A 25,828-nucleotide genomic window follows, 5' to 3' on the forward strand; every position below is an offset into this window, starting at 1 on the left:
AGCTGCTTTTATATTTAATCTTTTTATTTTAATTTTTAAAGTTTAATTCGCATCATCTCGGCAAGTCTCTTTAGGAAACTCAAATTCAATGGTTGTATGAGACAAGCGATAGGCAGAAAGTCTCTTAGCCACTTGTTCCTTAAGTTTAATTAATTCATCAACGTCAATTTTTTCGACTAATTCTATGTGAGCGGTTAATACGTGACTTTCGCCATCTAACGACCAAAAATGCAGATGATGTACGCCATTAACTTCTGGAAGGTTAGTTAGCGACTCTTTTATACTTTCTTGAGTTTCTTCATCTGGCGCGGCCTGAAGAAACAAGACAATTGTTGATTTCAGATTTTTAAAAACATTGAACAAGATAAACAATGTGAAGCCAATAGATAGTAACGGATCTAAAATGGGCAAATCTACAAATAACAGCACAATAGATACAATAAGCACAGCAACCCAGCCAAGTACGTCTTCAAGCAAGTGCCATGTAAGTACTTTTTCATTTAAGGTTTCTCCAGCTTTTAATTTTAATACAGCATATCCGTTAACGGCAACGCCGAGTATCGCTAGCCCTAACATCCCCTCGACAACAGGCATTTCAGGATTGGACAACCTCGGTATTGCTTCAAATAAAACCCAAATAGAACCAATAATCAAAACGATACTATTTACCAATGCACCAAAAAGTGTAAGTCGGCGATAACCATAGCTGAATTTGTCTGATGCTTCTTTATCTGAAAAACGACTTAAAATCCATGCAAAACCTATAGAAAGACTGTCACCAAGATCGTGAACGGCATCTGCCATTATCGCAGTACTGTTGGTTAGCCAACCCCCAATAAATTCGATAATAGTAAATATCACATTAAGGAAAAATGCCCAGCCAATCCGGTCGTTTTTACCATGCTGATGACTGTGATTATGGTTGTGCATTTTGTACCTCCAGTACTGTCGTCTTTCTTATTTTGGCGACATTGAAGTTGATCAGGTGACGGATCACTCGCTGATACATCCAACGTTTAACGCCTGACAAATTAGTGCCTTTTTCTTGGTAGAACTTATCAGGAGAGTCATAAAGTCCGAAATCATCATGAATACCTTCTTTTTGAATATAGGTATCAGTTCCGCGCCAATTTGTATCTGGAGCAGAGAAGCATTTTGTCGCAACACCATAGCCACAAAAGTTATCTTTTTCTTCGCTAAATTTCTGTTGTAACGAAGTGAGATATTGCTCATCCAAGATAAAGCCTTCTAAGTTGATCCAACGTCCATCAAAGTAAACCTCTACCCAACTGTGGATAATGTATTTCGGCGCTAACCAAAAAACATAGATTGGTATGGCACCTTTCTGTAACTGTTGGTTTATAGTAAACCCGTGAAATCGGCATGGAATGCCTAATCCACGCAATAGAGCCATTAGTAGATTGCCTTTGGTATTGCATTGACCATAACCATCAGACAGCACTTCACTCGCTGAAATATCATCGCTCTTGTTGTAACCAAACAAAATTTCATCTTTCACAAATTGGTATGCTGCTCCAATTTTGTTGAAATCGTCTAAGCTTTGCCATCCTCGCTGATCGATCAGGGATTGGATATCTTTGTGTTCAAAATTAACGATATTCGTATTGTTTAAATATTTCTCAGTCATTTTTTATATATCCTTTTCGTTGCATACTTATACTATAGAGCCTATAGTAACTATAGAGTCAAGTGTCTGGGGAAAATTGATGAAAATAGGCGAATTGTCTAAAAAATCGGGCTGTTCAATACAAACGATTAGATATTATGAAAGAGAAGGATTACTGTTAAATCCAAACCGTTCAGAAGGTAATTTCAGGCTGTATGATAGTAAAGCACTTAAACAATTGGAGTTCGTAAAACATTGTCGCAGCCTAGATATATCACTCAATGATATTAAACGTCTTATCGAATTAAAAAATAAGCCAGAAGAAAGCTGCTCTAGCGTTAATGCATTAATTGATCAGCAACTTGCACTAGTGAATAAACGCATGAAAGAATTAAGGGCGCTTAAAGCTGAATTACAACAGATGGCTAGTGCTTGTGGTTCGAACAATACTATTGAAGCATGCGGGATCATTAAGTCACTAGATAGTTAACTCTGTTAGAGGCATACGGGCAGAATATAGAACATTAATCGACTATTGCATGTCCTAAATGTGGACAGATAAAAACGGAAGAAATGCTGACAAATTCATGTCAGCGGTATCACAAGTATGAGTCACACAAGGTTTTGCCAAACTATTGAATGGTGACTGGTGTGTTTACTTCTCATATGGAACAGCAAAATTCCGCCAATTCTAGAACGACAAAATTAGTTGCAGCCGTTAATGCACTAGAGTGTTTAAATTGAAGTTTATTATTGACTCTTCAACGTCTGCTTTACACTCTGAATTTTCGTTAATAACTCAAAAGCTAACTTCCGCTTTTGGCTAAGTGAAGTCATAAGGTATTCATTGATGCTAATGTCCGCAATGTCGGAGGAGCTGCCGTTAGCAAATAGCATCAAATTATCGTAATATAACTGATTGAGTCTCAGATATTATGATTAAAAAATCATACTTTCATAAAAAGAGAGATTGGCGGCATCCCTTTAAAACCTTTCAGTCTAAAATGAGATCAATCTCAATCATTATGCACAGTCACAAATACTCCACATAGGTTGATCATGGCAGTGGCAAACGGATTATCATTTTTGGTATTGAGAGAGCCGTCGATAATATTCAAACAAGCACCTTTCTTATGGATGCTTTCAATTGCCTCAAGAATAGATTTTAACGACCGTCCCAAACGGTCGAGGCGAGTAACAATAACTTCATCACCTTCCCTGATAAAGTCGATGAGTTCCTTAAGCTTTTCTTCATTTCGAATCGAAGCACCAGACTGTTTGCCTTGGAATATTTTTTCACAGCCCTGAGCGTCCAACTTGGACAGTTGAACATTTAAATCTTGTTCTTTAGTTCGGATTCTGCTACTTTAATTTATACTTTTTAAAAACCAGTCTTATAGTAAGCATCATTATTGAATCCACCTCAACGCACTACTCAGATCACTAAAGTGCTCAGTATTATTGATAGAGCATTCCGGAAACTCAGTTATGTCTATTTGAACACCTTTTAACTTATCTCCGACAATAGCTTTTCTCGCTGAAGTCACTCCAGTAGAGCGTATTTGCACTGATATTGGTTCTACGTTACAGCAACGACTAACAACTACACCTTTAAAACAAGATAGATCCAAAATAAAATTAACAGGCTGGTTAACCGAAGATAGCTCATCGGTAATCTCTTCCAAATATTGGTTTATTCCACTAACGGATAATTCACCAATTAACTCAATTATTAGTGTGCTACCCAACCATTGCTTCAAATATTGTCCTTGAGATAATTCCACTAAAATTAACCTTCTCTGCTAACTTGATTGCATATTATAGATTTTAGCGATCAGCCAGCCAGTGATCCCCATCAATAATGCCCATAAAAAGCCACCAATAAGTACCCCTATAAAGGACATATGCCAGCCCATACTTTTCCAATCCGTATGTAACATGTTTCCAGTCATACTGGACATCATATCTGGCATCACCATAACCAGAACTGAACACACAACCCAAACAATGGCAAAGGCGGCGGCACAGGCCAACGCAAAAGCTTTTTCATTAAGTTTCATCGTTATTCTCCTGTGGTGGCTTTCGCCACCACTTTACTAGTCTTCAAGTTCCACCATATCTTTCGCTGCGATGTCACCAGATATTAGTTTTACCGTTGCGAAGTGATCATTTACAATTTTAGTAATTTGTACCGTTCCCACTTTTTCAATAGTGTACGGATCATCACCTTCACCCGGCGCAATTTCCTCATGGAATCTAATAACACTGTATTTTTGTCCAACCTCTGCACCATGTTTGGCACCAATACAAATCAGAGTTCGATCAGTAGACTGCTCAACCACTTGGCCCCTCATCATATTTTTGTGATAAAACGCAGTATTCGAACAGCCTGCTAAAAAGATACCGAATACAACAAGCAAAAGAATTTTCATATTGGATGTTTTCATCATTTTTTCCTCATCTAACTTATTAACTGAGCAAGCTCTTTGGAAGCTTACTTATTTTATCCGGCTTGCACCCGGAGGAACTTTGTGACAACTCCACGGTTTATGAGCAGCGTTGTCTTTAACATTCTGATCAACAAATTTGTAGTAACTTTCTTTAGTGTGCGTCCACCAATCATCATGAACATCGGCACCATGTTTGCGAATAACTTCCTCAATCCCATCAAGGTTTATATTTGCCGCATCATATGCTAGGTGTATTTCACCTTCTTTGATGTTGTAACTGACTTCATCTATACCAAAAAGCTGATCAATTTTTTTTACTAACTCGTCACAGTTTTCTTCTGTGACATTACTTAGTCTTAAATTTCGAACAACTAAATTCTGCTCTCTAACGCCAACTCTATGATCTAAATCGCTCATAATTTATCTCCTAATGTGAGTGCGAGTGTTGTTGATTGCTATCTTTCATTTCTTCCATTTTGCGGTTCATCTGCGGCATCATGTTCCCCATCATTTCTAAATGATGTTCAGCCATCTTGATTTGTTGATGCATTGGCATTTCTTCCATGTTTTTGTGCATGGATTGCATCATCTTCATCATTGAGCGGTGATGTTCAGCCATCATCTGCTGTTGCTTTTCAGGATCTTTTTCAGCTTTAATGGCATGGACTTCCTTTTTCATTTCCATCATTTTTGAATGCATTTTTCCCATGTTCTCATGCGACATTGCCATGCCTTGATGCATATCCGATTTGTTCGCACCTTCATGTTTATTCTCATTTTTTTGAGCAAATAAGCTTGTGGCCGCCAATAGTGAGCTGACAAATAAAATTGATTTACCTAACATTTTCATGATTTTTACCTTCTATGTTCTTATTAAAATTTGGAATCCAACTTGGTGTCGATTCCATATAGCTATGGTACTCCGAACCAAACTCGGCAATAGCTTGTGTCTCTTCGCGTTTCGCTAGCTTGACGTAAACAACGACTAAGATTGGAAACATCGCAAGTGTTGGGATGGTCGGCCACTGCAATAAAAAGCCGAATATGATTAGAATGAAAGCTACGTACTGTGGGTGACGACACCTCGCGTACCATCCTGTAGTAGCCAATTGATGGTGTTTTTGCGCGTGATGCAATACGTTCCATGCTGAAGACAACATAAAGAAACCTGCCACAATAAACACCATACTCGCTATATGAAATGGGTCCCAATGGGCATCACCTTCCAAACCAAAGAAAGTATGTAATAAGTGCCCATTTTCATGCGCAAAGAAGTTAACTTCTGGGTAATTTTCAGTTAACCATCCAGACAAAAAATAGATAGTTAAAGGAAAGCCATACATTTCAGTAAATAGGGCGACAATAAAGGCGGAGAACGCTCCTAGGCTTCGCCAATCAGTTGATGTTTTTGGTTTTACAAAACTAAAGGCAAAAAAGATAAAAATTGCTGAATTCAGTATCACCATTGACCATAAGCCATAATCATATGTCTCATTCATCACTGTTCTCCTTCTTATGCAATTCCTTGCGTCCTTTTTCTAACCCTTGTATGTAGCCATCGCGATAGGCTTCATTTTTATCCGTGAGTTCTTGAAAGCTCTCTTCCTTTTTGTCATCAGGCGCATGTGAATGATCGTGACCATGTTTGCCGTGACTGCCATGCATAAATACATGCATCAAAGGACATAACAGCAAAATTAAATAGGGAAGAAATTGCAGAACATGTTGTCCATGTTCAAAGATTAAAAAATAGGTGGCTGCGGCAATAAGCACCAATGCAGCCCAACCTGTGGGTGTAAACCAAAATTTAGGGTGCTCATTTTTCATGTTGGCCTCCTAAACGACTTTTAAGACACCGCGATACATTTGCATCTGACAATGAAACTCATGCTCTCCCGGTGATAAGTTCAATAAGGTAATTTGAGTAATTTCATTTAATTTAAGCTGCTCACTTATCTCCAATGATGGAATAAGCATTGTTTCAGCGCAGGGTGATTGATCTTTGCGCATAAACTTCAGAGTGACAGGCTGGCTAGCAGACACCTGAATTGAGGATGGTGAATACACGCCATCCCTCACTTCAATGAGTACTTCACTATCTTGAACAATTGTTTTATTGGGTTTGTATAGCCAAAACCACCAAACAATCATTGCAATTAACACTAAGCCTAATAAGTTAATTATCATCATTGTGATTCTCCAAATGCTTACTTTCTATGAGTTTTGGGCTTTAAAAAAGCGAAGTCGATTTGCATTTGACACTACGGTCAATGACGAAAACGCCATTGCAGCACCAGCAATTACAGGGCTAAGCAGAATGCCAAAGAAGGGGTATAGAACCCCCGCAGCAAAAGGAATCCCGGCTACGTTATAGACAAACGCGCCAAACAAGTTTTGTTTGATATTTCGTAAAGTCGCTTTGCTTACCGCGATGGCATCAGCAAGGCCATGAAGTGAACCACGCATCAGGGTAATATCTGCGCTTTCAATCGCAACGTCTGTACCTGTGCCTATAGCAAAACCAACATCAGCTAACGCTAGCGCCGGAGCATCGTTGATGCCATCACCTGTCATACCAACGATTTCGCCACTGCCTTGTAGCTCTTTCACCTTGTTGGCTTTGTCTTCTGGCAGCACTTCAGCAAAAAACTCGCTAATGCCCGCTTTTTTGGCAACAGCGGCAGCGGTTTCCTTGTTATCCCCCGTTAGCATGATGACGCGTATACCATTGGCCTGAAGACGTTGGATAGCAGAGATTGAGTCTGACTTGATTGGATCTGCAACAGCAATTATTGCGGCAAGCTCACCATCAACAGCAAAATACATAGGTGTTTTAGCTTCTTTTGCTAAAGACTGGGCTTTTCCAACAAAGCCAGTGAGGTCTATGCCTTTTAACTTCATTAGTTTATCGTTACCGAAAAGCAGGGCTTTATTGTTGCAGTTTGCTTCTACACCAAAACCCGTGATGGCGTTAAAGGCTTCAATTTTTAGTAACTCAATATCGTGCGCTAACGCACTTTCAACAATCGCTTGCGCTAAAGGGTGCTCTGAGCCGCTTTCTAAACTTGCTGCAAGCTGTAGTACGCCTTCTTCGTTAGTAGCTTTTGCCAAAACAATATCGGTTACCTTAGGTGCCCCTTCAGTAATAGTGCCCGTTTTATCTAAAATCATGGCAGTGATTTTAGAGGCGGTTTGCAGTGCTTCACCGTTTCGAATTAGCACTCCTGCTTCTGCTGCTTTTCCTACTCCGACCATAACAGACATAGGCGTTGCCAAGCCCAAAGCACACGGACAGGCAATAATGAGTACGGTAGTTGCTGAAACGATGGCAAAAGCAATTGCAGGCTCAGGTCCAAAGTTAAGCCATGCTAGCGCACTTAACACAGAGATGATCATGACAACAGGAACGAAAAAAGCTGAAATAACATCGGCCAAGCGGCCAATCGGCGGTTTTGAATTTTGCGCTCGTTTGACCATATTGATGATCTGTGCAAGCGCCGTGTCTTTACCAACGCGTGTCGCTCTAAATAAAATCATGCCTGATTTGTTCAAAGTACCAGCGACAACCTCATCTTCTTCAGCTTTTTCAACAGGCATGGGTTCGCCTGTCAGCATGGACTCATCAATGGAGGTGTGGCCTTCCAATACCACACCATCGACGGGAATTTTTTCGCCCGGTTTTACCTTTACAACATCATTCAGTAAAACCTGCTCAATACCAATCTGAACCTCTTTGTTATCACGAACTACGGTTGCCGTTTTGGCCTGCAAGCCGATAAGACGTTTAATGGCCTCAGAGGTTTTACCTCTGGCTTTTATTTCTAATGCTAGACCTAAATCAATTAAGCCAATGATCATGGCGGTAGCTTCAAAATAAACATGCCGTGCCATCAATGGAACGGCGTCAGGTGCAAACACGACAACCATCGAATACAACCAAGCTGTACCTGTTCCTAAAGCTATTAGAGTGTCCATATTAGCGGAGTGATTTTTAAAGCTTTTCCAAGCGCCAACATAAAAATGCTTACCTGAAAAATACATAACACCAAAAGTTAAAATGCCTACAAGCAGCCAAGACATGCGTTCAAGGTTGGTTTCAACCGTCATTTCTCCAACTACAATACTGTAGATCATCAAAGGAACACCGAGTGAAAGGGCAATAAATGTATCGCGCATTAGCTTTTTATAATATGCCCAATCAGCCGCTTCTTTCTCGTCAAGCGCATCTGTTGCTGAGCTATCATCAATTGGCTTCGCGTTATACCCCACAGACTCAACAGCTTTGATCAATTCTTCTGTCTTAGCTGTCCCAGAAACTGTTACAGTCCTATCAGCAAAATTCATTTCCGCACTGACGACTCCAAGAGTTGCATTTAATGCCCCTTCAATTTTGCCTACACAGCTAGCACACCCAGCGCCTTCAATGATAAGCTGTTGGTTATGTGATACTTTCTCCAACGTATTCTCCTTACTTTTACACGAAGAGGATTGAGCTTTTGCCTGACAGCAACAGCCTGATTCAGTTTTTATATTTGTGTTAGTAGCCACCCTTTTTCCTCCTATGTTTTTTTAATTTGCTCAAAGTTTTCGATGAGATGACAAACCATGTTTGCAGTCGGTGCTTTGTCTTCCATTTCTTCCCATCGAGAAAGCGCAGAAGACATTTTTCCTCGAAGTGCCAACATTGCTTGAAACTGTTTTTCTGTTTCTTCGAGCCGCTCTTTGATCAGGCTTCTGACTAATGGGCACGCACTTTTACCATCTTCAGATTCATTAATAATTTCCTTGATATCTACAACGGAAAAACCAAGGTTTCTGGCACTTAAAATGAATTTAAGTCTCGATACTTCTTTATTCGAGTATGACTTGTAGCCGTTCACTGACTTGGCAGGTTTTAACAGTCCCAATCGCGAGTAATAGCGCACCGTATCAGCAGTCGTTCCAAGGCTTTTTGCCAGCTCTGCAACTTTCATGTTCACTCCTTAGTTCTTCACCTAAGTTTGTAATCTCACCTACAGCTTAGACCTGTGTCTAAGACACAGGTCAAGTGATTATTCGTGATTAATAATGCAAAAGCTAAAAACTAATTTTTTGGTAAAAGAGAAATCTCGGTCAAAATCGACAGTATTAATTACTGTAAATGGCAATAACTTGAGCATTTTCATAGTGCCTTTCCAAATATCGTACTAATCGTTCAAAACAATTGATTATTTAAATCAATGAATAAGTCATTCTATTTTTGATGGGAGTGGCGAAAAAAAGACGCACTGATCCTGTGATTAGCCAATAATTGGTGGACGATAAAGTAAGAGATGGATACCAGAGGCTGGCGGGGGTATCCGTTGAATAATTAAGTCTAAGTTACTATTGTTGCTACTTTCTTCTTCCACTTGCACAAGATAGGCATTTAAATGAAAGCTTGCACAAAAACCGCCTTCACAACAAACACAATCACCAGCTTTACATTTTTCACAGTCTTCATCACCATGACGGTTTTTAGAATCTTGCGAATTTTCAGTGTGATAGTGACTATTGTCAATCATTGATTGATGATGCATATTTTTGCTTGGTTGTATAATATGCGTGTCGGAAGAGTCCTTATGGTGTTCTTCACAATTCATTGGTTTAGCAATCGCAAAGCCATGCTGCGTAAGCAACACAGTTATTATTACTATTTTAAACCACCTGAAAAGTCCAAACATTATCATTCCTTCTTTAGCACCTACAATATTAGCCACTTTATAAAAATAATTTTATGATCTTGATCAACCTTTGAACTAAAACCTACGTTCTAACCTAGCCCTTAAAGTCTGCTTCAAAACATTTTATACACACTTTTAATATACGAATTACTCTAGTACTGCTGAGTTTACTAGCACCATAGAACTTTTAAAAACAACAGCAAAGCCACCATTCATAGCCACACTAATCAGCGCTTGGTCTTCAAAAATTATGCTGCCTAGCTTGTAGTCATGTTTGAAATCGGCCACCTCTAATTGGCTGACAATAAAAAGCTCTTCATAAATTGTTATTAAGATGCCAAAATGCCCATATTGACGTATTGCTTGCCTAAATTGTTGAGTATCATTGAGCCACGACATGATTCTCCTTTCTATACTAGGTTGCTTCCAATAAGTAGCTAATCGTTTTTGTTGTGGCGTAGCACTCTCATAGATAGTTTCGAGATCATTTAACAAGGTTTGCAGTAAAGATTCCGCAAGTAAGCTTGACTTCACCATTAAGGAGGAAATGGATTCATTTTGTCCTACTTCAAATTGTTCTTGGAGTAAGATATCTCCGCCATCAAGCATATATGTGATTTTGTGTATGCTTACACCTGCAAATTCTGGTAGATCCACAATGTAAGTTAATGGCGTAGGGCCTCTACCTTTAGGTAAAAGTGAGGGATGAATATTAAAGGCATATTTTATATCTGTTATGGGCAGTCTATATCCATAGTCAGCAACGACAAAAAGAGTTACTCCAGATTTTATATATTCATCAAGTTCTTCTTTAGTCGGTCTTAAAGAATGTGTCATTATCTTATGTATGCCACAAATTCGTTTAACGATACTTGCGTTTTCCTCTACATCATTAATATAAACAGCTTCAACACTAAAGCCTTGGTTAACCATAAATGTTAAACAGTTTGAAAAGAGATTATTTCCGAAATAGAGGACTTTCATATTCAATTGATCCATTCGATAGCGCTAAAGCCAGCAAAAAGCAAAGGTTGGTGAAGTAAATAAATCAGTAAAGAGTGTTGACTAAGCAATGTCAAATAAGGGTTTATCGCATGTTGATTGGCGGGAGCCAGACGAAAGATTCGGAAATTTGCAGCCCAGATACCGAGCAAGGGCAAAGCCAACCAAGGAAAAAGAGTAACCAAGTCACTAGGATGTTTTGAAATATATTGTTCAATATAGCTAAAAGGCCAATTCCACGGTATTTCTATCGCTATGTATGCGCTAAAAATAAATAAAGATAGCAGCAAAGCAAGTTTAGGTTTCCCCACCAACCAAACTAATAGAAGTGTTGCAACTGCTATGAAGTGTAAAATACCAAAGTAAATCCAATGTTCTGGCAAGGTAAATAGTGAGGATAAAGTCACTAGTAACGCAGCACTAGATATCTTAACCGTTCGCCAAGCTAATTTCTTCGCTGATATACCACCTTGATAGGAATAAACCAGACTGGCACCAACAGAAAACAAGAACAAACTTACAATTATTGCTCTTAGCTCTTTCCAGAAAAAGCCGTTAGGTATGTCTGTTCTAATATAACCAAAATAGTTTAAATCCCAGACAAAATGAAAAGCTACCATCAATATAATTGCGGTAGCTCTCATTAAATCAATGTAGTTATTTCTTCGTATTAAAACCAAAATCTTAAACCGGCAACAAACTCAGTATCGTTGCTGCTCTGCTCGTTTAGCTTGGCGTAATCTGCTGTGCTACCAAATTTATTAGTCCACTCTACACCTACATAAGGTGCAAATTGGCGAGTAAATTCATAACGAACCCTAACGCCAATAGCAGTACTAGATAGCCCACTGCCTAGCTCATTTTGTTCATCGTCTTTACCATAAAATGTTATTTCAGCACGAGGCTGTATAATGAGCCTTTGTGTTAAAAGCAGCTCATATTCAGCTTGTGCTGTAAATGCTGTATTGCCGCTCTCACCTACATACGCTGTCATATCAAGCTCAAACCAATAAGGTGCTAAGCCTTGAATACCAAACGCTAACCATTGACGGTTTTTGCCTTCTTTATAATAATCGTAGCGAATACCGACTTGCGTATCCCAATAAGCCGAAATTGCATGACCCCATAAAATATCAGTTTGATTTTCTTCAAGCTTGCCATAACTAACATCGCCCTCGGTTTTTATCACTAATCGATTAAAGGTGGTGCCGTACCAAGCTTGTAAATCGAAAACAGCAGCATCGGCTTGTTCGTTATACTCAAGGCGATCACCTAAAATAGCGTAAAACTTATACTCATCTGCAAGGGTTAAGCGCTCGCCATCTGCTAAAGCATATGGCCCTTGCGTTAAGGTTGTGCCATTAGCATAAGCGTGTGGATCGCGAGCATTTTTAGGGGCATCGCCGCCTTGCGGCTGCATTTTATCGCCCGCCATATCGCCAGACATGTCGCCCATTTCAGTTTGAGCAAACACATTCAGGCTCAATAACGGTGCGCTAATTAATAGTGCACTAGTAAGTACTGTTGATAAGGTTAAATTTCTCATGATACAACCACCTCTCTAAACATACCTGCATCCATATGAAACAGTAAATGACAATGCCAAGCCCAACGACCAACATCATGTGGCGTAGTTAAAAAGCTAATTCTTTGGGCGGGCTGTACCATTATGGTATGGCGGCGAACTAACACATCGCCTTGATCGTTCTCCAAGTCGCTCCACATACCATGTAAATGCATAGGGTGTGTCATCATGGTATCGTTTTGTAAAATAACTCGTACCCGCTGATTATGCTTCATATGCACAGGGGTACTTTTACCAAACTCTAAGCCATCAAAAGACCAGCTGTAGCGTTCCATGTTGCCGGTTAAATGCAGCTCAATTTCGGCTTCGGGTGCTTGGTGGTCAACTATGCCATCAAGAGAGCGTAAATCTGCAAGTGTTAAAACTCGACGGCCGTTATTGCGCAGCCCAACACCAGGATCGTCTAAGTTTGTGCGTGGCGTATCAATGCGCGCATCAATTGAGGCGCCATATTCTGTTTTAGCGTGGCGAACTTTCTGACTTGGAACAGCCAGTGGGTTTTTACCCATATTATGCTTACTATGGTCCATTGCCATCGCTCCATGACCCATTGCACTATGATCCATTTTATTAGAATTCATGCCCGACATGTCTGCCATACCTGCCATCGCGGAATGCTCACCACCTTGGGCCATATTCCCCATCATATCTGTCATCGTTAACCATTCAACGGGATCTAGAGCAGGTACTGGTGCATTAATATTAGGTGCCATTGATAAAGTACCTTTAGCATAACCTGAGCGATCCATGCTTTGTGCAAAAATCGTATATGCATCATTTTTTGGCTCGACAAGTACATCATAAGTTTCACCGGGACCAAATCTAAATTCATCTACTGTCACAGGTTCAACATTTTGTCCATCAGCTTGTACAACTGTTAACTTCAGCTCAGGTATTCTTACATCAAAAAACGTATTGCTAGAACCATTAATAAATCTAAGCCTAACCTTTTCGCCAGCTTTAAACATTCCACGCCAGTTTGTCAAAGGCGCACAACCATTCATTAAAAAAGTCATTGCAGATGCTGATAAGTCTGCAAGATCTGTAGGGTTCATTCTCATTTTATTCCACATTTCCCGGCGTTGTAGCGCATTTGAAACGCTGCTATTTGAAATGTCATCAAAAAACTCTGGAACAGTAGGTTGATTAAAGTTAAATACATCCCCCTGAATTTTTAATTTACGGAATAACTCCATAGGATCATCATCAGTCCAATCAGACAATAGGATGACATGCTCATTGTCAGCACTAATAATATCCTTTTCTCTTGGCTCAATAATTAACGCCCCATACATACCGGTCATTTCTTGAAAGCCACTGTGTGAGTGATACCAATAAGTACCGCTTTGTTGTAACTTAAATTTATAAACAAACGTTTCGCCAGGCATAATGCCTTTAAAGCTAATGCCCGGTACACCATCCATTTGATACGGAAGAATGATCCCATGCCAATGAATTGAACTCGGCACTGATAATTTATTAGTTACCCTGATAGTAACGTCATCACCTTCTCTGAGGCGCAAGGTAGGAGCTGGTATTGAGCCATTGATTGTTGTAGCCATTCTTACAACACCTGTGAAGTTTACGGGTGACTCATCTATCACTAAATCTATTACTTCTCCACTTAGTTCGGGCGCAGTACCTGTTGAAGTTCCAGCAATCAAAGATGAAGCTGCATGAAGAACACTTGGAAAAGCAGCTAATATACCGCCAGCAGCTAAACCTTGTACAAAGCGTCTACGCGGTGTAGAAATTTGATGTAATGGATTTTTAATTCTCATTTTGTACTCCGTTATTTAACCAATAAATTAATGTGACCAATGAATGTGCTTAATCTTCCATTCACCATTTTGTTTTTCCAGCACCATCGTTTCCATGCCTTGATAATCGCGTTCAACACCTTTATGAGTACCTGTAGTTTGACTACGCGACGCAGAGATAGCGGTATTTCCAAGTATCGTCACTTGATGTTCAAGTGTGTCGCTCTTCATCGCTGCTAAATACTTCATATCCGACAACATATGATGATGAGCATATTCATCAGCGCTCCTTTCAACGCGGCCTCCCTCGAAAATGGTGACATCATCCGCTAACTGCGCTCTAGCCTGTTTTTGATTGCCAGTTTCAAGTGCTTGATGAAATGCCAAAACAACTTTTGCGGCAGGGGTATCTATACCTTTAAACAAACCTTTGTCTTTGTTCTTATCACCATGAGAGTTTGCTGCGAAACTAAACGTCATTAATAAACAAGTAATATATTTATTGTTTTCATTCTCTCTTTTAGGTTTTAATTTGCAGGGCCAACAACACTAGTAAGCCCAGCCGTTACAGATAAAATGGCAAAAGCTACTAGCATTTCTATCGAGATAGATTTAGATAACGCCTCCCTGCCTTGACTATTTTTAAGTTGTGGAACGAGTATTAGTTTATGTTTAGCAGCAAGTGCCAAAATAGACACTACAAGGGCCAATTTAAACAACAGTGTTTGTCCGTAACTTGAGCTTATTAGTGCATCAAGACTTCCGACCAATTGAATCACGAGCCAGAGGCCTGCTACCAACAATAGGCTCACTGTAAAACTTGCTTGTTTGCCAAAGCTTTCCATCAGCAAATGAAGTTCTGCATAACTTAGCTGATGGCAAGCCTGTTTTAGTGGCAATAACGCCCCAAACCACCATACCATAACGAGCACATGCAAAATAAGCAAGCCTTTTTCAATTGTGCCTAACTCAGAAATATGACCCAGTAACGTGAATGAGTATGCAAGGATTAATAAACTCAACATTAAAGCGCTTTGTTTTAAGTACGAGTTCACAGCGAGTTTGAACCTTAAAGCTAAAGCGATTATTGCGGTAACTAGCCCAAGCGCTCGAAGCAAAGCTCCAGTGCCGACAGAGGAGTCCCACATAATAGCCAATATATCAGCGTCTATCGCCCCCTGAATTCCCTCTTCTGCCATTGCACCAGTACTGGCAAAGAACCAAGTAATATTAGCGATCAAAGCCATAACTATATAAGTTCTTGTCCACGTTAAATTCGCTATTACAGCATTAGTATGAGATTCATTATTCTCAAATATTTGCCTGAAAAATGTATAACCAGCAATACAGGCAAAGCCGACGTAAAATACAATTTTAGACAGTACAATGACTGTATTCCAGATATACATTTCCATATCAATCACACCGCCTATTTTAGTGAACCATAAAGCCGAAGCTATGTTTCATTTTATGACCATCGTTACCTAAGAAGGTTACATCCACAGCATAGTTTGCAGGAGCTAATTTAGGTAGTTTCCATGTAAATTTGCTAGTAGCGACTTTAGAAGGCTCGAATCCAAATTTAAATTCTTCGCCTTGTTTATTGGCCAATGAAACTTTTACAACCCGTACCTCTTTGGTGAACACCAAAGTTAACTCTTCTGGAGGATTCATTAGCATTGCATTATCAGCAGGCACACTTTTTTCAAGATGCACATGCGCAAATACCGCACTACTAAAAACGACACTGATTACGGTTAAAAATTTAATTAATGTTTTCATATATACCTCTATTTTAGTTTGTTGAAATTGCTATTTATGGTTTCTTAACTTCGCTAAGCATTACTTTTTAGCTCCGCCTTAGAAAGCTCCTTATTACAGCATTAGTATGAGATTCATTATTCTCAAATATTTGCCTGAAAAATGTATAACCAGCAATACAGGCAAAGCCGACGTAAAATACAATTTTTGACAGTACAATGACTGTATTCCAGATATACATTTCCATATCAATCACACAGCCTTATTAATGAACCATAAAGCCGAAGCTATGTTTCATTTTATGACCATCGTTACCTAAGAAGGTTACATCCACAGCATAGTTTGCAGGAGCTAATTTAGGTAGTTTCCATGTAAATTTGCTAGTAGCGACTTTAGAAGGCTCGAATCCAAATTTAAATTCTTCGCCTTGTTTATTGGCCAATGAAACTTTTACAACCCGTACCTCTTTGGTGAACACCAAAGTTAACTCTTCTGGAGAATTCATTAGCATTGCATTATCAGCAGGCACACTTTTTTCAAGATGCACATGCGCAAATACCGCACTACTAAAAACGACACTGATTACGGTTAAAAATTTAATTAGTTTTTTCATATTTACCTCTATTTTAGTTTATTGAAATTGCTATTTATGGTTTCTTAACTTCGCTAAGCATTACTTTTTAGCTCCGCCTTAGAAAGCTCCTTGTTAAAGGCGTTTAATTCTGGCTTTTTAACGATTGAGTAAATTACTGGGAGCACAATAAGAGTGAGTAGCACAGCACTTGTCATTCCGCCTACCATAGGTGCAGCAATACGACTCATAATCTCCGAACCTGTTCCTGTACCATATAAAATGGGCATCAAGCCGATAATGATTGTTGCAACTGTCATCATTACTGGACGAACTCGTAAGCCTGCACCGTGCAATAATGCATCTTGATATGCATCATCAGAGATAGGTTCAGCTCGCTCTTCAGCTTTTTCCTTAAGCTCAGCAAGTGCCTGATTGAGATAGACCAACATTATCACACCAATCTCAACCGCTACCCCAGCTAGAGCAATAAAGCCCACGCCAACAGCCACAGAGAAGTTAAACCCTTCCAGATACATCAACCATAAGCCACCAATCATCGCCATCGGCAAGGTAACGATAATGATAGCCACCTCACTAAACGCTCTGAAGTTTAAGTAAAGTAGAATAACAATAATGGCGAGTGTTAAAGGCAATACATAGGTGAGCTTTTCTTTCGCTCTTTCCATATATTCGTATTGCCCAGCCCAAGTAATTGAATAACCTGCTGGTAGTTTTAGATTATTAGCCAAGTGTATTTTTGCACTTTCAACATAAGTACCTACGTCAACACCGTCTATATCGATAAACGTCCAGCCATTTAAACGAGCATTTTCACTCTTAATCCCCGGCGGACCGTTCTCAACTCGAATATCTGCGACATCACCTAGTGCAATGCGTTGACCACTTGGTGTTACAACAGGTAATCGTGATAGCTGCTCAGGAGAGTCTCGATAGTCTTGCGGATAGCGTAAGTTAACAGGGTAACGCTCTTGACCTTCTACCGTTTGGGTAACGTTCATACCACCAATAGCTGTAGAAACCACTTGTTGAACATCTTCGATGTTTAACCCAAAGCGACTTGCCTTATCGCGTGAAATATCAACCTTGATATATCGTCCACCTGCAACTCGCTCTGAGTAAACTGATGCTGTGCCTGTAACTTCGGGTAAAATTTGCTCTATTTGTTGGCCGATTTCCTGAATCACATCAAGCTCTGGTCCGGCGACTTTAATACCCACAGGCGTTTTTATGCCTGTTGCTAACATGTCGATTCGGGTCTTGATTGGCATAACCCAAGCATTCGTTAAGCCCGGAAACTTAACCAATTTATCAAACTCAGCTTTTAACGATTCAGTAGTCACACCCTCTCGCCACTGCTCTTGTGGCTTCAATTGAATAAAGGTTTCAATCATGGTTAAAGGTGCAGGATCGGTTGCAGTTTCAGCTCTTCCTACTTTACCAAATACAGTTTCAACTTCTGGCACAGTGCGAATAAGCTTGTCTGTTTGCTGCAATAACTCCCTTGCTTTACCAATTGAAATACCGGGATAGGTAGTAGGCATATACATGAGATCGCCTTCATCCAATGGCGGAATGAATTCACTACCAATTTTATCGACAGGCCAAAAGCCAACGATAGTCACTAATATTGCTGCTACTATTGTCGATTTTGGAAACTTCATGACTTGCTTTAAAACAGGCATGTAGATAGCAATCAATAATCGGTTTAACGGGTTTTTCTTTTCAGAAACAACTTTGCCTCGAATAAAGTAGCCCATCAAAACAGGCACCAATGTGATCGCCAAACCTGCTGATGCCGCCATTGCATAGGTTTTTGTATAGGCGAGCGGAGAGAACATTCTTCCTTCTTGCGCTTCCAAGATAAATACAGGTAAGAATGAGACTGTAATGATCAGTAAGCTAAAAAATAGTGCAGGGCCTACTTCACTCGCAGCCTTAGCAACAATTTGCCAGCGATTTTCATCTGTTAGTGGTGTTTTCTCCATATGCTTGTGCATATTTTCAATCATCACTATTGCACCATCAGTCATCGCACCAATCGCAATAGCGATACCGCCTAAAGACATAATGTTGGCATTGATGCCTTGCATATACATGATAATGAACGACACCAAGATACCTAATGGCAGAGTAATAACTGCCACAATAGATGAGCGAAGATGAAATAGGAAAGCCACACAGACAATAGCCACGACTGCAAGCTCCTCTAGCAACTTGCTCCAAAGGTTATCAACAGCACGATCTATTAACTTCGATCTGTCATAGACAGGGACAACCTCCACCCCCTCTGGTAAAGAAGATTTGAGCGACTCAAGCTTTTCTTTTACCCCATTTATGGTTTGTTGAGCATTTTCACCAAAGCGCATAACGACAACACCACCAACAACTTCGCCTTCGCCATTAAGTTCTGCGATACCACGGCGCATTTGAGGACCAAGGTTAACGTTGGCAACATCTCCAATACGCAACGGCGTGCCTTGTTCGTTAATACCAAGTGGAATTTTCTCTATATCACTAACTGATTGAATATACCCCGTTGCGGTAACCATATATTCAGCTTCAGCCATTTCCACAACGGATGCGCCAGTTTCTTTGTTCCCTTTTTGTAAGGCTATTTGTATTAAACTTAGAGGAATATCGTAAGCTCTCAATTTGTCAGGATCTACTTGCACCTGATATTGCTTAACCATACCGCCAACGGCGGAAACCTCAGACACGCCCGGAACAGTTTGTAGTTCATACTTTAAAAACCAGTCTTGAATACTTCTTAATTGGCTTAGATCATGGTTTCCTGACTTATCTGTTAAAGCGTAGATGTATACCCAACCCACTCCTGTCGCATCAGGTCCTAATTGTGGTTTTGCCGAATCAGGCAGGCTTGATGCTACTTGGCTTAAGTATTCAAGTACTCTGCTTCTAGCCCAATACAAATCAGTATCATCATCAAAAATGATATAGACGTAGGAATCACCAAAAAATGAGTAACCACGAACAGTTTGCGCTCCCGGTACTGACAACATGGCTGTAGTAAGGGGAAACGTCACTTGATCTTGCACTACTTGTGGTGCCTGTCCCGGATAGCTCGTCTTAATTATCACCTGCACATCAGAAAGATCGGGGAGTGCATCTACTGGTGTTTTTTGTAATGAATACAAACCACCAAACGCGATAATTAAGGTAATCAACAAAACAAAGAAACGATTGCCGATAGACCATCTAATAATTGATTCAATCATTATTTTTCTCCCACTTAATGATTAGAATGATCAACAGCAGCTTTATTTTCCTTGCCGTGTTGTTCATCTGATTCAAGAGAAATGTCAGTGATAACTAAGTCATCTCTAACCTCAAAAGTGAAAGTGACATTATCACCGACATTGAAATCAACCATTTCTATATTGTCCGCGACGATAAAATCCATCGTCGCAGCAGGTCTATCCCATTTCTCTATTGGGCCTCTGCTAATATTTAGAATCCGTGTATCAATATCAATCGCATTAATCAAACCAGATACTGTTGCTGATGATACTTCAGGCTCACTCATGATATGAATTCCAGTAATTTCATATCCACCGTCTTCGGTTTTGCTCACTTCAAAGTGCAAAGATTGACCTGACTTTAATGAGTCAATATCGACTTTTTCAGCCACAGTAAAATCCATAACCATTTCAGGCCAATCCCAAGCTTCAGCAGGGCCATGTGAAATATTAACCATGCGGTGCCCTGCCATAACACTATTAACATCCCCTTGCATCCAAACAGAGTTAGGCACTTCATCATGAGTCATTCGTTTAAAGTCAGAGCTTTTACTTGATTCAGAATCAATCAAGAATTGGGCAGATGTCACCACAACGTCATCTTCATTTAAGCCGTCTAATATTTCGATGCTGTCGATATCAACCCGGCCAATAGTCACTTCAATAGATTTAAATTGCCCATCACCTAACGCAAGTACTACTCTGTCCTGTTTACCTGTTCTAATAACGGCTTCTTTAGGCACGAGGATGGTGCTATCAGCTTGATTAGCGTGAATAGAGACTTGTGCAAACATATTTGGTTTTAATTGATAGTCTGTGTTATCAAATTTCAATCTCACTCGGAGTGTGCGTGTTTTACTGTTCAATGTTGGATAAACATAATCAACGACACCAGCCCAGTCCTCACCGGGTAAATAATCCAGTGTCATTGATACAGGAAGTCCTTTTTTAATTAAGGCTGCGTCACGTTCAAACACTTCTGCTTCAACCCAAACTTGATCTAGCTGGCCAATGCTTAATAAGGTGTTTCCCGGCTTTACATAAAAACCTTCTCTAACCTTCAAACCATCGACAACACCTGCTTGTGGTGAATAAAAGGTAATTGTTTGCTGAACCTTTCGTGTCTTTTCTAGCTTTTGAACAAAGTCTGCTGAAAGCTGTAACGCTTTTAGGCGATCTTTGGCTGCTGAAATTAAAGAACTATTGTTGCGCTTTAACGCTATTAACAGCTCTTCCTGAGCATTAACTAACTGAGGAGAATATAGTGTATAAAGAGGCTGCCCTTTCTCTACAGGGTTACCTGCTGCTTTGATGTAAAGTTTATCAATCCAGCCATCAACCCGTGGGTGGATATGAATTAGCTTATCTTCATCATATTGAACATAACCTACCGTTGAGATTTCAGTATGCATATTTTTCAGTTCAACAGGTGCAGTGCGAACCCCAAGGTTATTCACTACATGAGGCGCAATTTTTACTGCTCCGGGGCCAAAGTCATCACCAGATGATCCTTCCTCATACACTGGAATTAGATCCATCCCCATAGGCGACTTACCGGGCTTGTCCCGGCGGTAATTAGAATCCATCGGTGCAACCCAATACAGAGGCTTTTTTTCTCCTGATGTTGCTTCATTACTATTACTGTTTGAGCCAGTACCTTGATATAAACTCAATGCTCCAGCACCAAGTGCTGCCCCAATGATGATGGCAATAATTGTTTTTGTATTCGTTGACATTATTTTTCTCCAAATTGCTGACTGGATAAGTGCTGATTAGTTTTGTGTGAAGTTTGCATCGACTTATGTTCAGCATTTGAGTTAGATTGAGAATGCGCAAAGAAATAGTTGATACGAGCAACTGTTTTAAGTGCGTCAACATCAATTCTTAAGGCTGATATTCTGGCATTTAATTCGGCAATTCTTGCTCGAACAACTTCGGCAAAATCGCCATCATCATTTGTGTAGGCTGTCAATGACGCTTCTGCTTGGTCATGAGTTTGTTTAAGGAGTTGTTCTTGATAGATAGATTGTCTATCTGATAAGCGTTTAAGCTGTCTTAGTTCTTTTTCTAAAACACTGATCATTTGCTTTGTCAGTAATAGTTTCTCGGTTTTAATAGTCTCTGAATCTGCAATAGAAGCTGCAACTTGCTTATCTTGTCTGTTCTCGGTAAACAAGGGTAAATCAAACGTTACCCCAACAGAAAATAAATCAGCTCGGCTATCACCAGAGGGCATATTGTCGCGATAGGCATAACTAGCATTAACGCCCCATTGCGGCTCATATTGCTGTTTGGCTAACTCAATTCCTTTTTCTGAAGCTTTGCGTTTTATATCAATCGCAAGTATGGCTGGGTGATTCGAAAGCTCCTGAGCCAATAGATTTCTTGAGTAATTAGATGCTTTTAGGACTGTTGGATTATTCAATTGAATCGAAGGCAATTCTTTTGAGACGCTAAACTCTAATGGTTGCGCGTCAAAGTTGAATGATTCATTCAAACGATCCGCATCGTAAATATGAAGCCACTCATTGAGACGAGCGATTGTCGTTTCTAGTTTCTGCTTTTGCGAAGTTAATCTGTCATCTAACTGCACGATTTCCAACTGAGCACGAATAACATCTTGCTGTCTAGTTTTACCAACAACGTTTGAATAGCTAGCTTTAGCCACTTCCGCCATCTGCTCAAAGAGAGACCAATCATCTTCAATCAATTTAATAGTTTGTTGGGCTAAGTAAGCATCTAACCAAAGTTGTGACACTTGGCTTTTCAACTTAGCTTTACGATCCTCTCGTAACAGTGGAAATTTCGTGGACTCAATTTGTAACTGATCTTTCTTGATCTCTAGACTGTCGCCTCTCGGAAACATTTGAGAGACGCCAACCTTTAGCTGAGTCATTCCTTCCTGATCTAAATCCCAAGTATCTGTTGGTAAATTCATTATCCCTAGCGATACTTTCGGATCAGGCAAAGTACCTGAAGCAATACTTCTATTTTCAACTGCACTTTGTTTCAATCGGCTACCATGAAGCCAAGGATCATTTTGCTGAGCTAAGGTGATAGCTTGTTCAAGCGACACTACTTTCTCAGCTTGAGCTGAGAATACAGATAAGCCGAGTATTAATGCAGTTGAAAGTGAAGTAAGGTTTGAAGAGTTCAATTTCATTAGAATTGCTCCTCGTATGTCTTAACTTTTGCATAGACTTTGCTCGTTCCATCTTTAAATAGAATTAACACGTTGTATGGCATAAAGCGGTCATCGACTTCCATACCGGGAGAGCCAACTGGCATTGCTGGAACTGAAAGCCCAATCGCATTGGGATGTTCTTCTGATAAGAACTGCTGAATAAATTTAGCAGGTATATGACCTTCAAAGGCAAATCCATTTCTACTCACTGCCGTGTGGCATGAACGGTAATTAGGTTTGATACCATACTTAGTTTTGATGTTGCCGATGTTTCGGAAATCTTTGGAATGCGCAACGATCCCTTTGTCTTCAATATGAGTTATCCATTTTTTACAACACCCACAAGTAGGGGTTTTATAAACGATTAACTCCAAAGGTGTTACGTCGTTATTGTGTGCATGGTTATGTTCGTTGGCGTTTGCAAACGCAGGTGAAAGCAGCATTACTACTGCTATTTTTAAATACTTATTGATCATTTTTGCCCCCAGACATCGCTGGAAAATATCTATAGCGCTACGACGCTATATTGACTAACAGAAAAATTAATTACATGTGCGAGAAATTTGGACGCACTAATCCTGTATTAGGCAAAAATTGGTGGACGATAAAGGGAAGTGGAAATTGAATGAGGTTGTTTAGATTGCAGAGCAGCTACAAATTCACTGAATATTTGAATATCTGTCGAGTCAACACTGGAATTTAGGACTGTCGTAGATGAGCAAGCATTTGCAGGACAAATACATTCAACGTCACAACAATCTTCTGATTGACCATTACTGCTTTTATTCATATCACCATGATCCATGTTCATGTTCATGTTCATGTTCATGTTCATGTGTGATTCGTGAGAACCTGATGACATTTCGCAAGGCATAGCAGAATACGCAAATGCTTGCCCTACAGAGGCAACCAGCATAAGCGTCATTACTAAGACTTTTGAAAATGCTTTAGACATAAAATTCTCTTACAAATATACATCTCTAATACTAATGCAAATTTTTGACTAAGTCAATTGATGCTGTATAAACATTTATGAATATTTGATTATCGTCAAATTTTTCAAAGAGGTAAGTGACAAATAATAATCTCATCAGACTTCTTATCTTCGCTATTCAATGGCTTTTATTTTGAGACTTAAGTTGCTCTCTCATTTCTAAAACTCGATCTGCCGAATAAGCTCCTGCTCTCATAACAACCAGTTCAACAAATGAAATATCAATTAACTTATGGTCAGCATCAATCACATAACAACTCCCACTATGTGTGTATATTTCTAACTTATCCTCATCAGCAGATTTGCTAACAATCTTTGAAGTCACGATTTGCTGAAATGGCCGAAACCTGAATGTTTCATCTTCAATAACCCCCCCTGATAAAAACTCGCCAAGAAATATTTTTTCAAATTCTTTATAGTCGTAAACAGATACTATGTAGGCATCCTTTAAATATATTCTATCCAACGTATTCCCTTACTAATAACTAGCCGGGAGCATATCTCGCAGCTCTAATAACTCATTAGGAGAATACATACACTCATGCATTAAATTAAACTCAAATGCATTTACATCAAACTCTTTAGATTCAGCATCTAAGATATAAAAGTCAACACCAAAGCACTTACTTTCTAGACCATTGATTTCCAAAACCTTTATCGTGAATAAAGCATCTCCTTCTTTACCATTTTCATTTTCGTCAGCAAATGTGCCGTAAAGCACCCGTTCAACTTTTTCCTCTGTATCAGATTGAATTGAGATAAGTTTTGCGTTGGTTAGTTTTACTCTAGGTCTCATGCTTGAACTCCTTTCATATCTTCTACAGAAAAAGGACGAAAAAAACTTAGATATTTAACCCCATCAACTTTAAGCAAATTGTTGTCAGCATCAAAATGTGACAGAACACTAGATTGATACAACGAAATGTATTTTTCATAATCGATTGTGTTAAAAAAGTTGGTATCAACGCGCCTCGCATAAAAAACAAGATCTTGCTGTTCGATACGAACAATGAACTTCTGATCGCCATCTAGATTTTTGACTCGTAGACATAAATCAGGTTTGTGCCAATCAGATACAAAGGAAGGAATCAATGGGAAGCCATATACCAAATAGCGCATACCTTCGATTTTGAAGGTTGTTGGATTGAACTGAGCCTTATTTACTTTGCCGCTACTGAATAATTCAAGTGTCAACACCAGCCAGTGCACATGCTTAGAAAATGTATTTCCTTCAGAAATACAGCCTTCAAACTCACCATTATGGTTTACATGATTGATGTACATGTATTTTCTAATGTCATCCAAGGAAAGCTTTTCAAACGGAAACTTGCAAGCGATTAGCCTGAAATAACAACCATGAACTTTTAAATCTGCATATTGAACTATCAACGGATCATCAAAGGCATCAAAGTATGGTCGCCACTCTAAGCGGAAGTCTGCACCTGTATTTACAATAAACTTGGCATTTTCAGGCAACCCTAAAACTTGGTATATCACTGAAACTAACTCTAATGTTTCGATATCTACCAGCATCAGGCTTTCAATACGGTTTGCCATTGACTCAATTTCTTTATGAAGCGATTCAATAATTTCTTGATCATCGTATTCGTTGATCATTAAATATTTCAGGGAATCGTGCTTTAGAATTGAGTCCAGCTTTTTCTTTTCAAATACTTCAGAGAGATATTTATGGGTATCAGAAAAATGAGGGCAGTTATAAACACCTCTAGCCCACAGGCCTTGGGCGTAAAGATCAGGAAACTCTAATAACTCAGCAAACTCTTTTGCTTGTTTATTGAGCTTATTCTTTAATTGATAAAGTGAGATCACTTAGTTCTCCAAACAACTTTCCAATAAACAATGGCCTACCAACACATTGCTTTATTTATTGTTCAAATAACCAAATTTTTA

The 25,828-nt window shown here is 39.5% G+C and carries 31 protein-coding genes; 1 reads left to right on the top strand and 30 read right to left on the bottom strand.

Translation table 11 applies throughout. The features are described 5' to 3' along the window. Positions 1-42: 42 nt before the first annotated feature. Entirely contained in the window at positions 43-930 is an 888-nt protein-coding gene (locus PS1M3_RS14215; RefSeq protein ID WP_008128682.1) for a cation diffusion facilitator family transporter, read from the bottom strand. Continuing rightward, positions 917-1,648 (bottom strand): transglutaminase family protein, encoded by a 732-nt coding sequence (locus tag PS1M3_RS14220; protein WP_138739847.1) that lies wholly within the window; start codon positions 1,646-1,648, stop codon positions 917-919. Before PS1M3_RS14220 ends, PS1M3_RS14215 begins: the two co-directional genes overlap by 14 nt. 79 nt (positions 1,649-1,727) lie before the next feature. Here PS1M3_RS14220 and cadR point away from each other — a divergent pair, with 79 nt between their 5' ends. After that, positions 1,728-2,117 carry a Cd(II)/Pb(II)-responsive transcriptional regulator gene (gene cadR / locus PS1M3_RS14225; RefSeq protein ID WP_008109677.1) on the top strand — a complete coding sequence of 130 codons (390 nt, stop codon included), beginning with the start codon at positions 1,728-1,730 and terminating at the stop codon, positions 2,115-2,117. A 526-nt stretch (positions 2,118-2,643) separates the two neighbouring features. On the opposite strand, the gene PS1M3_RS14230 is transcribed toward cadR, so the two are convergent. The 28 genes from PS1M3_RS14230 to PS1M3_RS14365 form a co-directional block, all read right to left on the bottom strand. Then, positions 2,644-2,943 carry a recombinase family protein gene (locus PS1M3_RS14230; protein WP_239104463.1) on the bottom strand — a complete coding sequence of 100 codons (300 nt, stop codon included), beginning with the start codon at positions 2,941-2,943 and terminating at the stop codon, positions 2,644-2,646. Positions 2,944-3,036: 93 nt separating this feature from the next. Then, positions 3,037-3,411, bottom strand: coding sequence for a hypothetical protein (locus PS1M3_RS14235; RefSeq protein WP_203985075.1), 375 nt, complete (start codon positions 3,409-3,411; stop codon positions 3,037-3,039). 18 nt (positions 3,412-3,429) lie between these two features. Continuing rightward, on the bottom strand, positions 3,430-3,687 hold the full coding sequence (locus tag PS1M3_RS14240) for a DUF5676 family membrane protein (protein WP_138529288.1): 258 nt from the start codon (positions 3,685-3,687) through the stop codon (positions 3,430-3,432). A 36-nt stretch (positions 3,688-3,723) separates the two neighbouring features. Continuing rightward, positions 3,724-4,077 carry a hypothetical protein gene (locus tag PS1M3_RS14245; protein ID WP_235590935.1) on the bottom strand — a complete coding sequence of 118 codons (354 nt, stop codon included), beginning with the start codon at positions 4,075-4,077 and terminating at the stop codon, positions 3,724-3,726. Between the two features lie 48 nt (positions 4,078-4,125). Continuing rightward, entirely contained in the window at positions 4,126-4,494 is a 369-nt protein-coding gene (locus PS1M3_RS14250) for a hypothetical protein (RefSeq protein WP_008128017.1), read from the bottom strand. A 10-nt stretch (positions 4,495-4,504) separates the two neighbouring features. Continuing rightward, positions 4,505-4,927 (bottom strand): hypothetical protein, encoded by a 423-nt coding sequence (locus tag PS1M3_RS14255; protein WP_203985077.1) that lies wholly within the window; start codon positions 4,925-4,927, stop codon positions 4,505-4,507. After that, positions 4,911-5,576 carry an isoprenylcysteine carboxylmethyltransferase family protein gene (locus tag PS1M3_RS14260; RefSeq protein WP_008128020.1) on the bottom strand — a complete coding sequence of 222 codons (666 nt, stop codon included), beginning with the start codon at positions 5,574-5,576 and terminating at the stop codon, positions 4,911-4,913. Before PS1M3_RS14260 ends, PS1M3_RS14255 begins: the two co-directional genes overlap by 17 nt. After that, positions 5,569-5,904, bottom strand: a complete 336-nt coding sequence (locus tag PS1M3_RS14265; RefSeq protein ID WP_008128023.1) for a DUF2933 domain-containing protein — start codon at positions 5,902-5,904, stop codon at positions 5,569-5,571. Before PS1M3_RS14265 ends, PS1M3_RS14260 begins: the two co-directional genes overlap by 8 nt. Before the next feature lie 9 nt (positions 5,905-5,913). Next, positions 5,914-6,267, bottom strand: coding sequence for a cupredoxin domain-containing protein (locus PS1M3_RS14270; protein WP_029773135.1), 354 nt, complete (start codon positions 6,265-6,267; stop codon positions 5,914-5,916). A gap of 24 nt (positions 6,268-6,291) precedes the next feature. Next, positions 6,292-8,535, bottom strand: a complete 2,244-nt coding sequence (locus PS1M3_RS14275) for a heavy metal translocating P-type ATPase (RefSeq protein ID WP_203985079.1) — start codon at positions 8,533-8,535, stop codon at positions 6,292-6,294. Between the two features lie 101 nt (positions 8,536-8,636). Continuing rightward, positions 8,637-9,050 carry a MerR family transcriptional regulator gene (locus tag PS1M3_RS14280; RefSeq protein ID WP_008109656.1) on the bottom strand — a complete coding sequence of 138 codons (414 nt, stop codon included), beginning with the start codon at positions 9,048-9,050 and terminating at the stop codon, positions 8,637-8,639. A 306-nt stretch (positions 9,051-9,356) separates the two neighbouring features. After that, a complete protein-coding gene (locus tag PS1M3_RS14285; RefSeq protein WP_203985081.1) occupies positions 9,357-9,779 on the bottom strand; it encodes a hypothetical protein in 423 nt (140 codons plus the stop codon). A gap of 147 nt (positions 9,780-9,926) precedes the next feature. Continuing rightward, the gene (locus PS1M3_RS14290; RefSeq protein WP_238529425.1) at positions 9,927-10,778 is read right to left on the bottom strand and encodes a formyltransferase family protein; all 852 of its coding nucleotides are present in this window, start codon (positions 10,776-10,778) and stop codon (positions 9,927-9,929) included. Next, complete coding sequence (locus tag PS1M3_RS14295; RefSeq protein ID WP_008109643.1) at positions 10,766-11,425, bottom strand: heparan-alpha-glucosaminide N-acetyltransferase; 660 nt, start codon at positions 11,423-11,425, stop codon at positions 10,766-10,768. Before PS1M3_RS14295 ends, PS1M3_RS14290 begins: the two co-directional genes overlap by 13 nt. Positions 11,426-11,451: 26 nt before the next feature. After that, positions 11,452-12,327 (bottom strand): copper resistance protein B, encoded by an 876-nt coding sequence (locus tag PS1M3_RS14300; RefSeq protein WP_008109642.1) that lies wholly within the window; start codon positions 12,325-12,327, stop codon positions 11,452-11,454. After that, positions 12,324-14,147: a copper resistance system multicopper oxidase gene (locus tag PS1M3_RS14305; protein ID WP_203985090.1), complete on the bottom strand. Its 1,824-nt coding sequence runs from the start codon at positions 14,145-14,147 to the stop codon at positions 12,324-12,326. Before PS1M3_RS14305 ends, PS1M3_RS14300 begins: the two co-directional genes overlap by 4 nt. 27 nt (positions 14,148-14,174) lie before the next feature. Further along, a complete protein-coding gene (locus PS1M3_RS14310) occupies positions 14,175-14,606 on the bottom strand; it encodes a DUF4440 domain-containing protein (RefSeq protein ID WP_203985092.1) in 432 nt (143 codons plus the stop codon). Between the two features lie 47 nt (positions 14,607-14,653). Then, on the bottom strand, positions 14,654-15,541 hold the full coding sequence (locus PS1M3_RS14315; protein WP_203987324.1) for a copper resistance D family protein: 888 nt from the start codon (positions 15,539-15,541) through the stop codon (positions 14,654-14,656). Between the two features lie 19 nt (positions 15,542-15,560). After that, entirely contained in the window at positions 15,561-15,908 is a 348-nt protein-coding gene (locus tag PS1M3_RS14320) for a copper resistance CopC family protein (protein ID WP_004589258.1), read from the bottom strand. 244 nt (positions 15,909-16,152) lie between these two features. Then, positions 16,153-16,500 carry a copper resistance CopC family protein gene (locus tag PS1M3_RS14325; RefSeq protein WP_138739850.1) on the bottom strand — a complete coding sequence of 116 codons (348 nt, stop codon included), beginning with the start codon at positions 16,498-16,500 and terminating at the stop codon, positions 16,153-16,155. Positions 16,501-16,553: 53 nt separating this feature from the next. After that, positions 16,554-19,718: an efflux RND transporter permease subunit gene (locus PS1M3_RS14330; protein ID WP_016899201.1), complete on the bottom strand. Its 3,165-nt coding sequence runs from the start codon at positions 19,716-19,718 to the stop codon at positions 16,554-16,556. A gap of 14 nt (positions 19,719-19,732) precedes the next feature. Then, entirely contained in the window at positions 19,733-21,475 is a 1,743-nt protein-coding gene (locus PS1M3_RS14335; RefSeq protein ID WP_004589254.1) for an efflux RND transporter periplasmic adaptor subunit, read from the bottom strand. Then, positions 21,475-22,902, bottom strand: a complete 1,428-nt coding sequence (locus PS1M3_RS14340) for a TolC family protein (RefSeq protein ID WP_203985094.1) — start codon at positions 22,900-22,902, stop codon at positions 21,475-21,477. The genes PS1M3_RS14335 and PS1M3_RS14340 overlap by 1 nt, the downstream gene beginning before the upstream one ends. Further along, complete coding sequence (locus PS1M3_RS14345; RefSeq protein WP_004589252.1) at positions 22,902-23,399, bottom strand: DUF411 domain-containing protein; 498 nt, start codon at positions 23,397-23,399, stop codon at positions 22,902-22,904. Before PS1M3_RS14345 ends, PS1M3_RS14340 begins: the two co-directional genes overlap by 1 nt. A gap of 107 nt (positions 23,400-23,506) precedes the next feature. Continuing rightward, entirely contained in the window at positions 23,507-23,878 is a 372-nt protein-coding gene (locus PS1M3_RS14350; protein WP_203985096.1) for a hypothetical protein, read from the bottom strand. 157 nt (positions 23,879-24,035) lie between these two features. Next, positions 24,036-24,383: a hypothetical protein gene (locus PS1M3_RS14355; RefSeq protein ID WP_016899198.1), complete on the bottom strand. Its 348-nt coding sequence runs from the start codon at positions 24,381-24,383 to the stop codon at positions 24,036-24,038. Between the two features lie 12 nt (positions 24,384-24,395). After that, positions 24,396-24,713, bottom strand: coding sequence for a hypothetical protein (locus PS1M3_RS14360; RefSeq protein WP_008109627.1), 318 nt, complete (start codon positions 24,711-24,713; stop codon positions 24,396-24,398). Next, positions 24,710-25,747 carry a hypothetical protein gene (locus PS1M3_RS14365; RefSeq protein ID WP_013465892.1) on the bottom strand — a complete coding sequence of 346 codons (1,038 nt, stop codon included), beginning with the start codon at positions 25,745-25,747 and terminating at the stop codon, positions 24,710-24,712. The genes PS1M3_RS14360 and PS1M3_RS14365 overlap by 4 nt, the downstream gene beginning before the upstream one ends. Positions 25,748-25,828 lie beyond the last annotated feature (81 nt).

Source organism: Pseudoalteromonas sp. PS1M3, from assembly GCF_016865405.1.
GTDB classification, from domain to species: Bacteria; Pseudomonadota; Gammaproteobacteria; order Enterobacterales; family Alteromonadaceae; genus Pseudoalteromonas; species Pseudoalteromonas marina.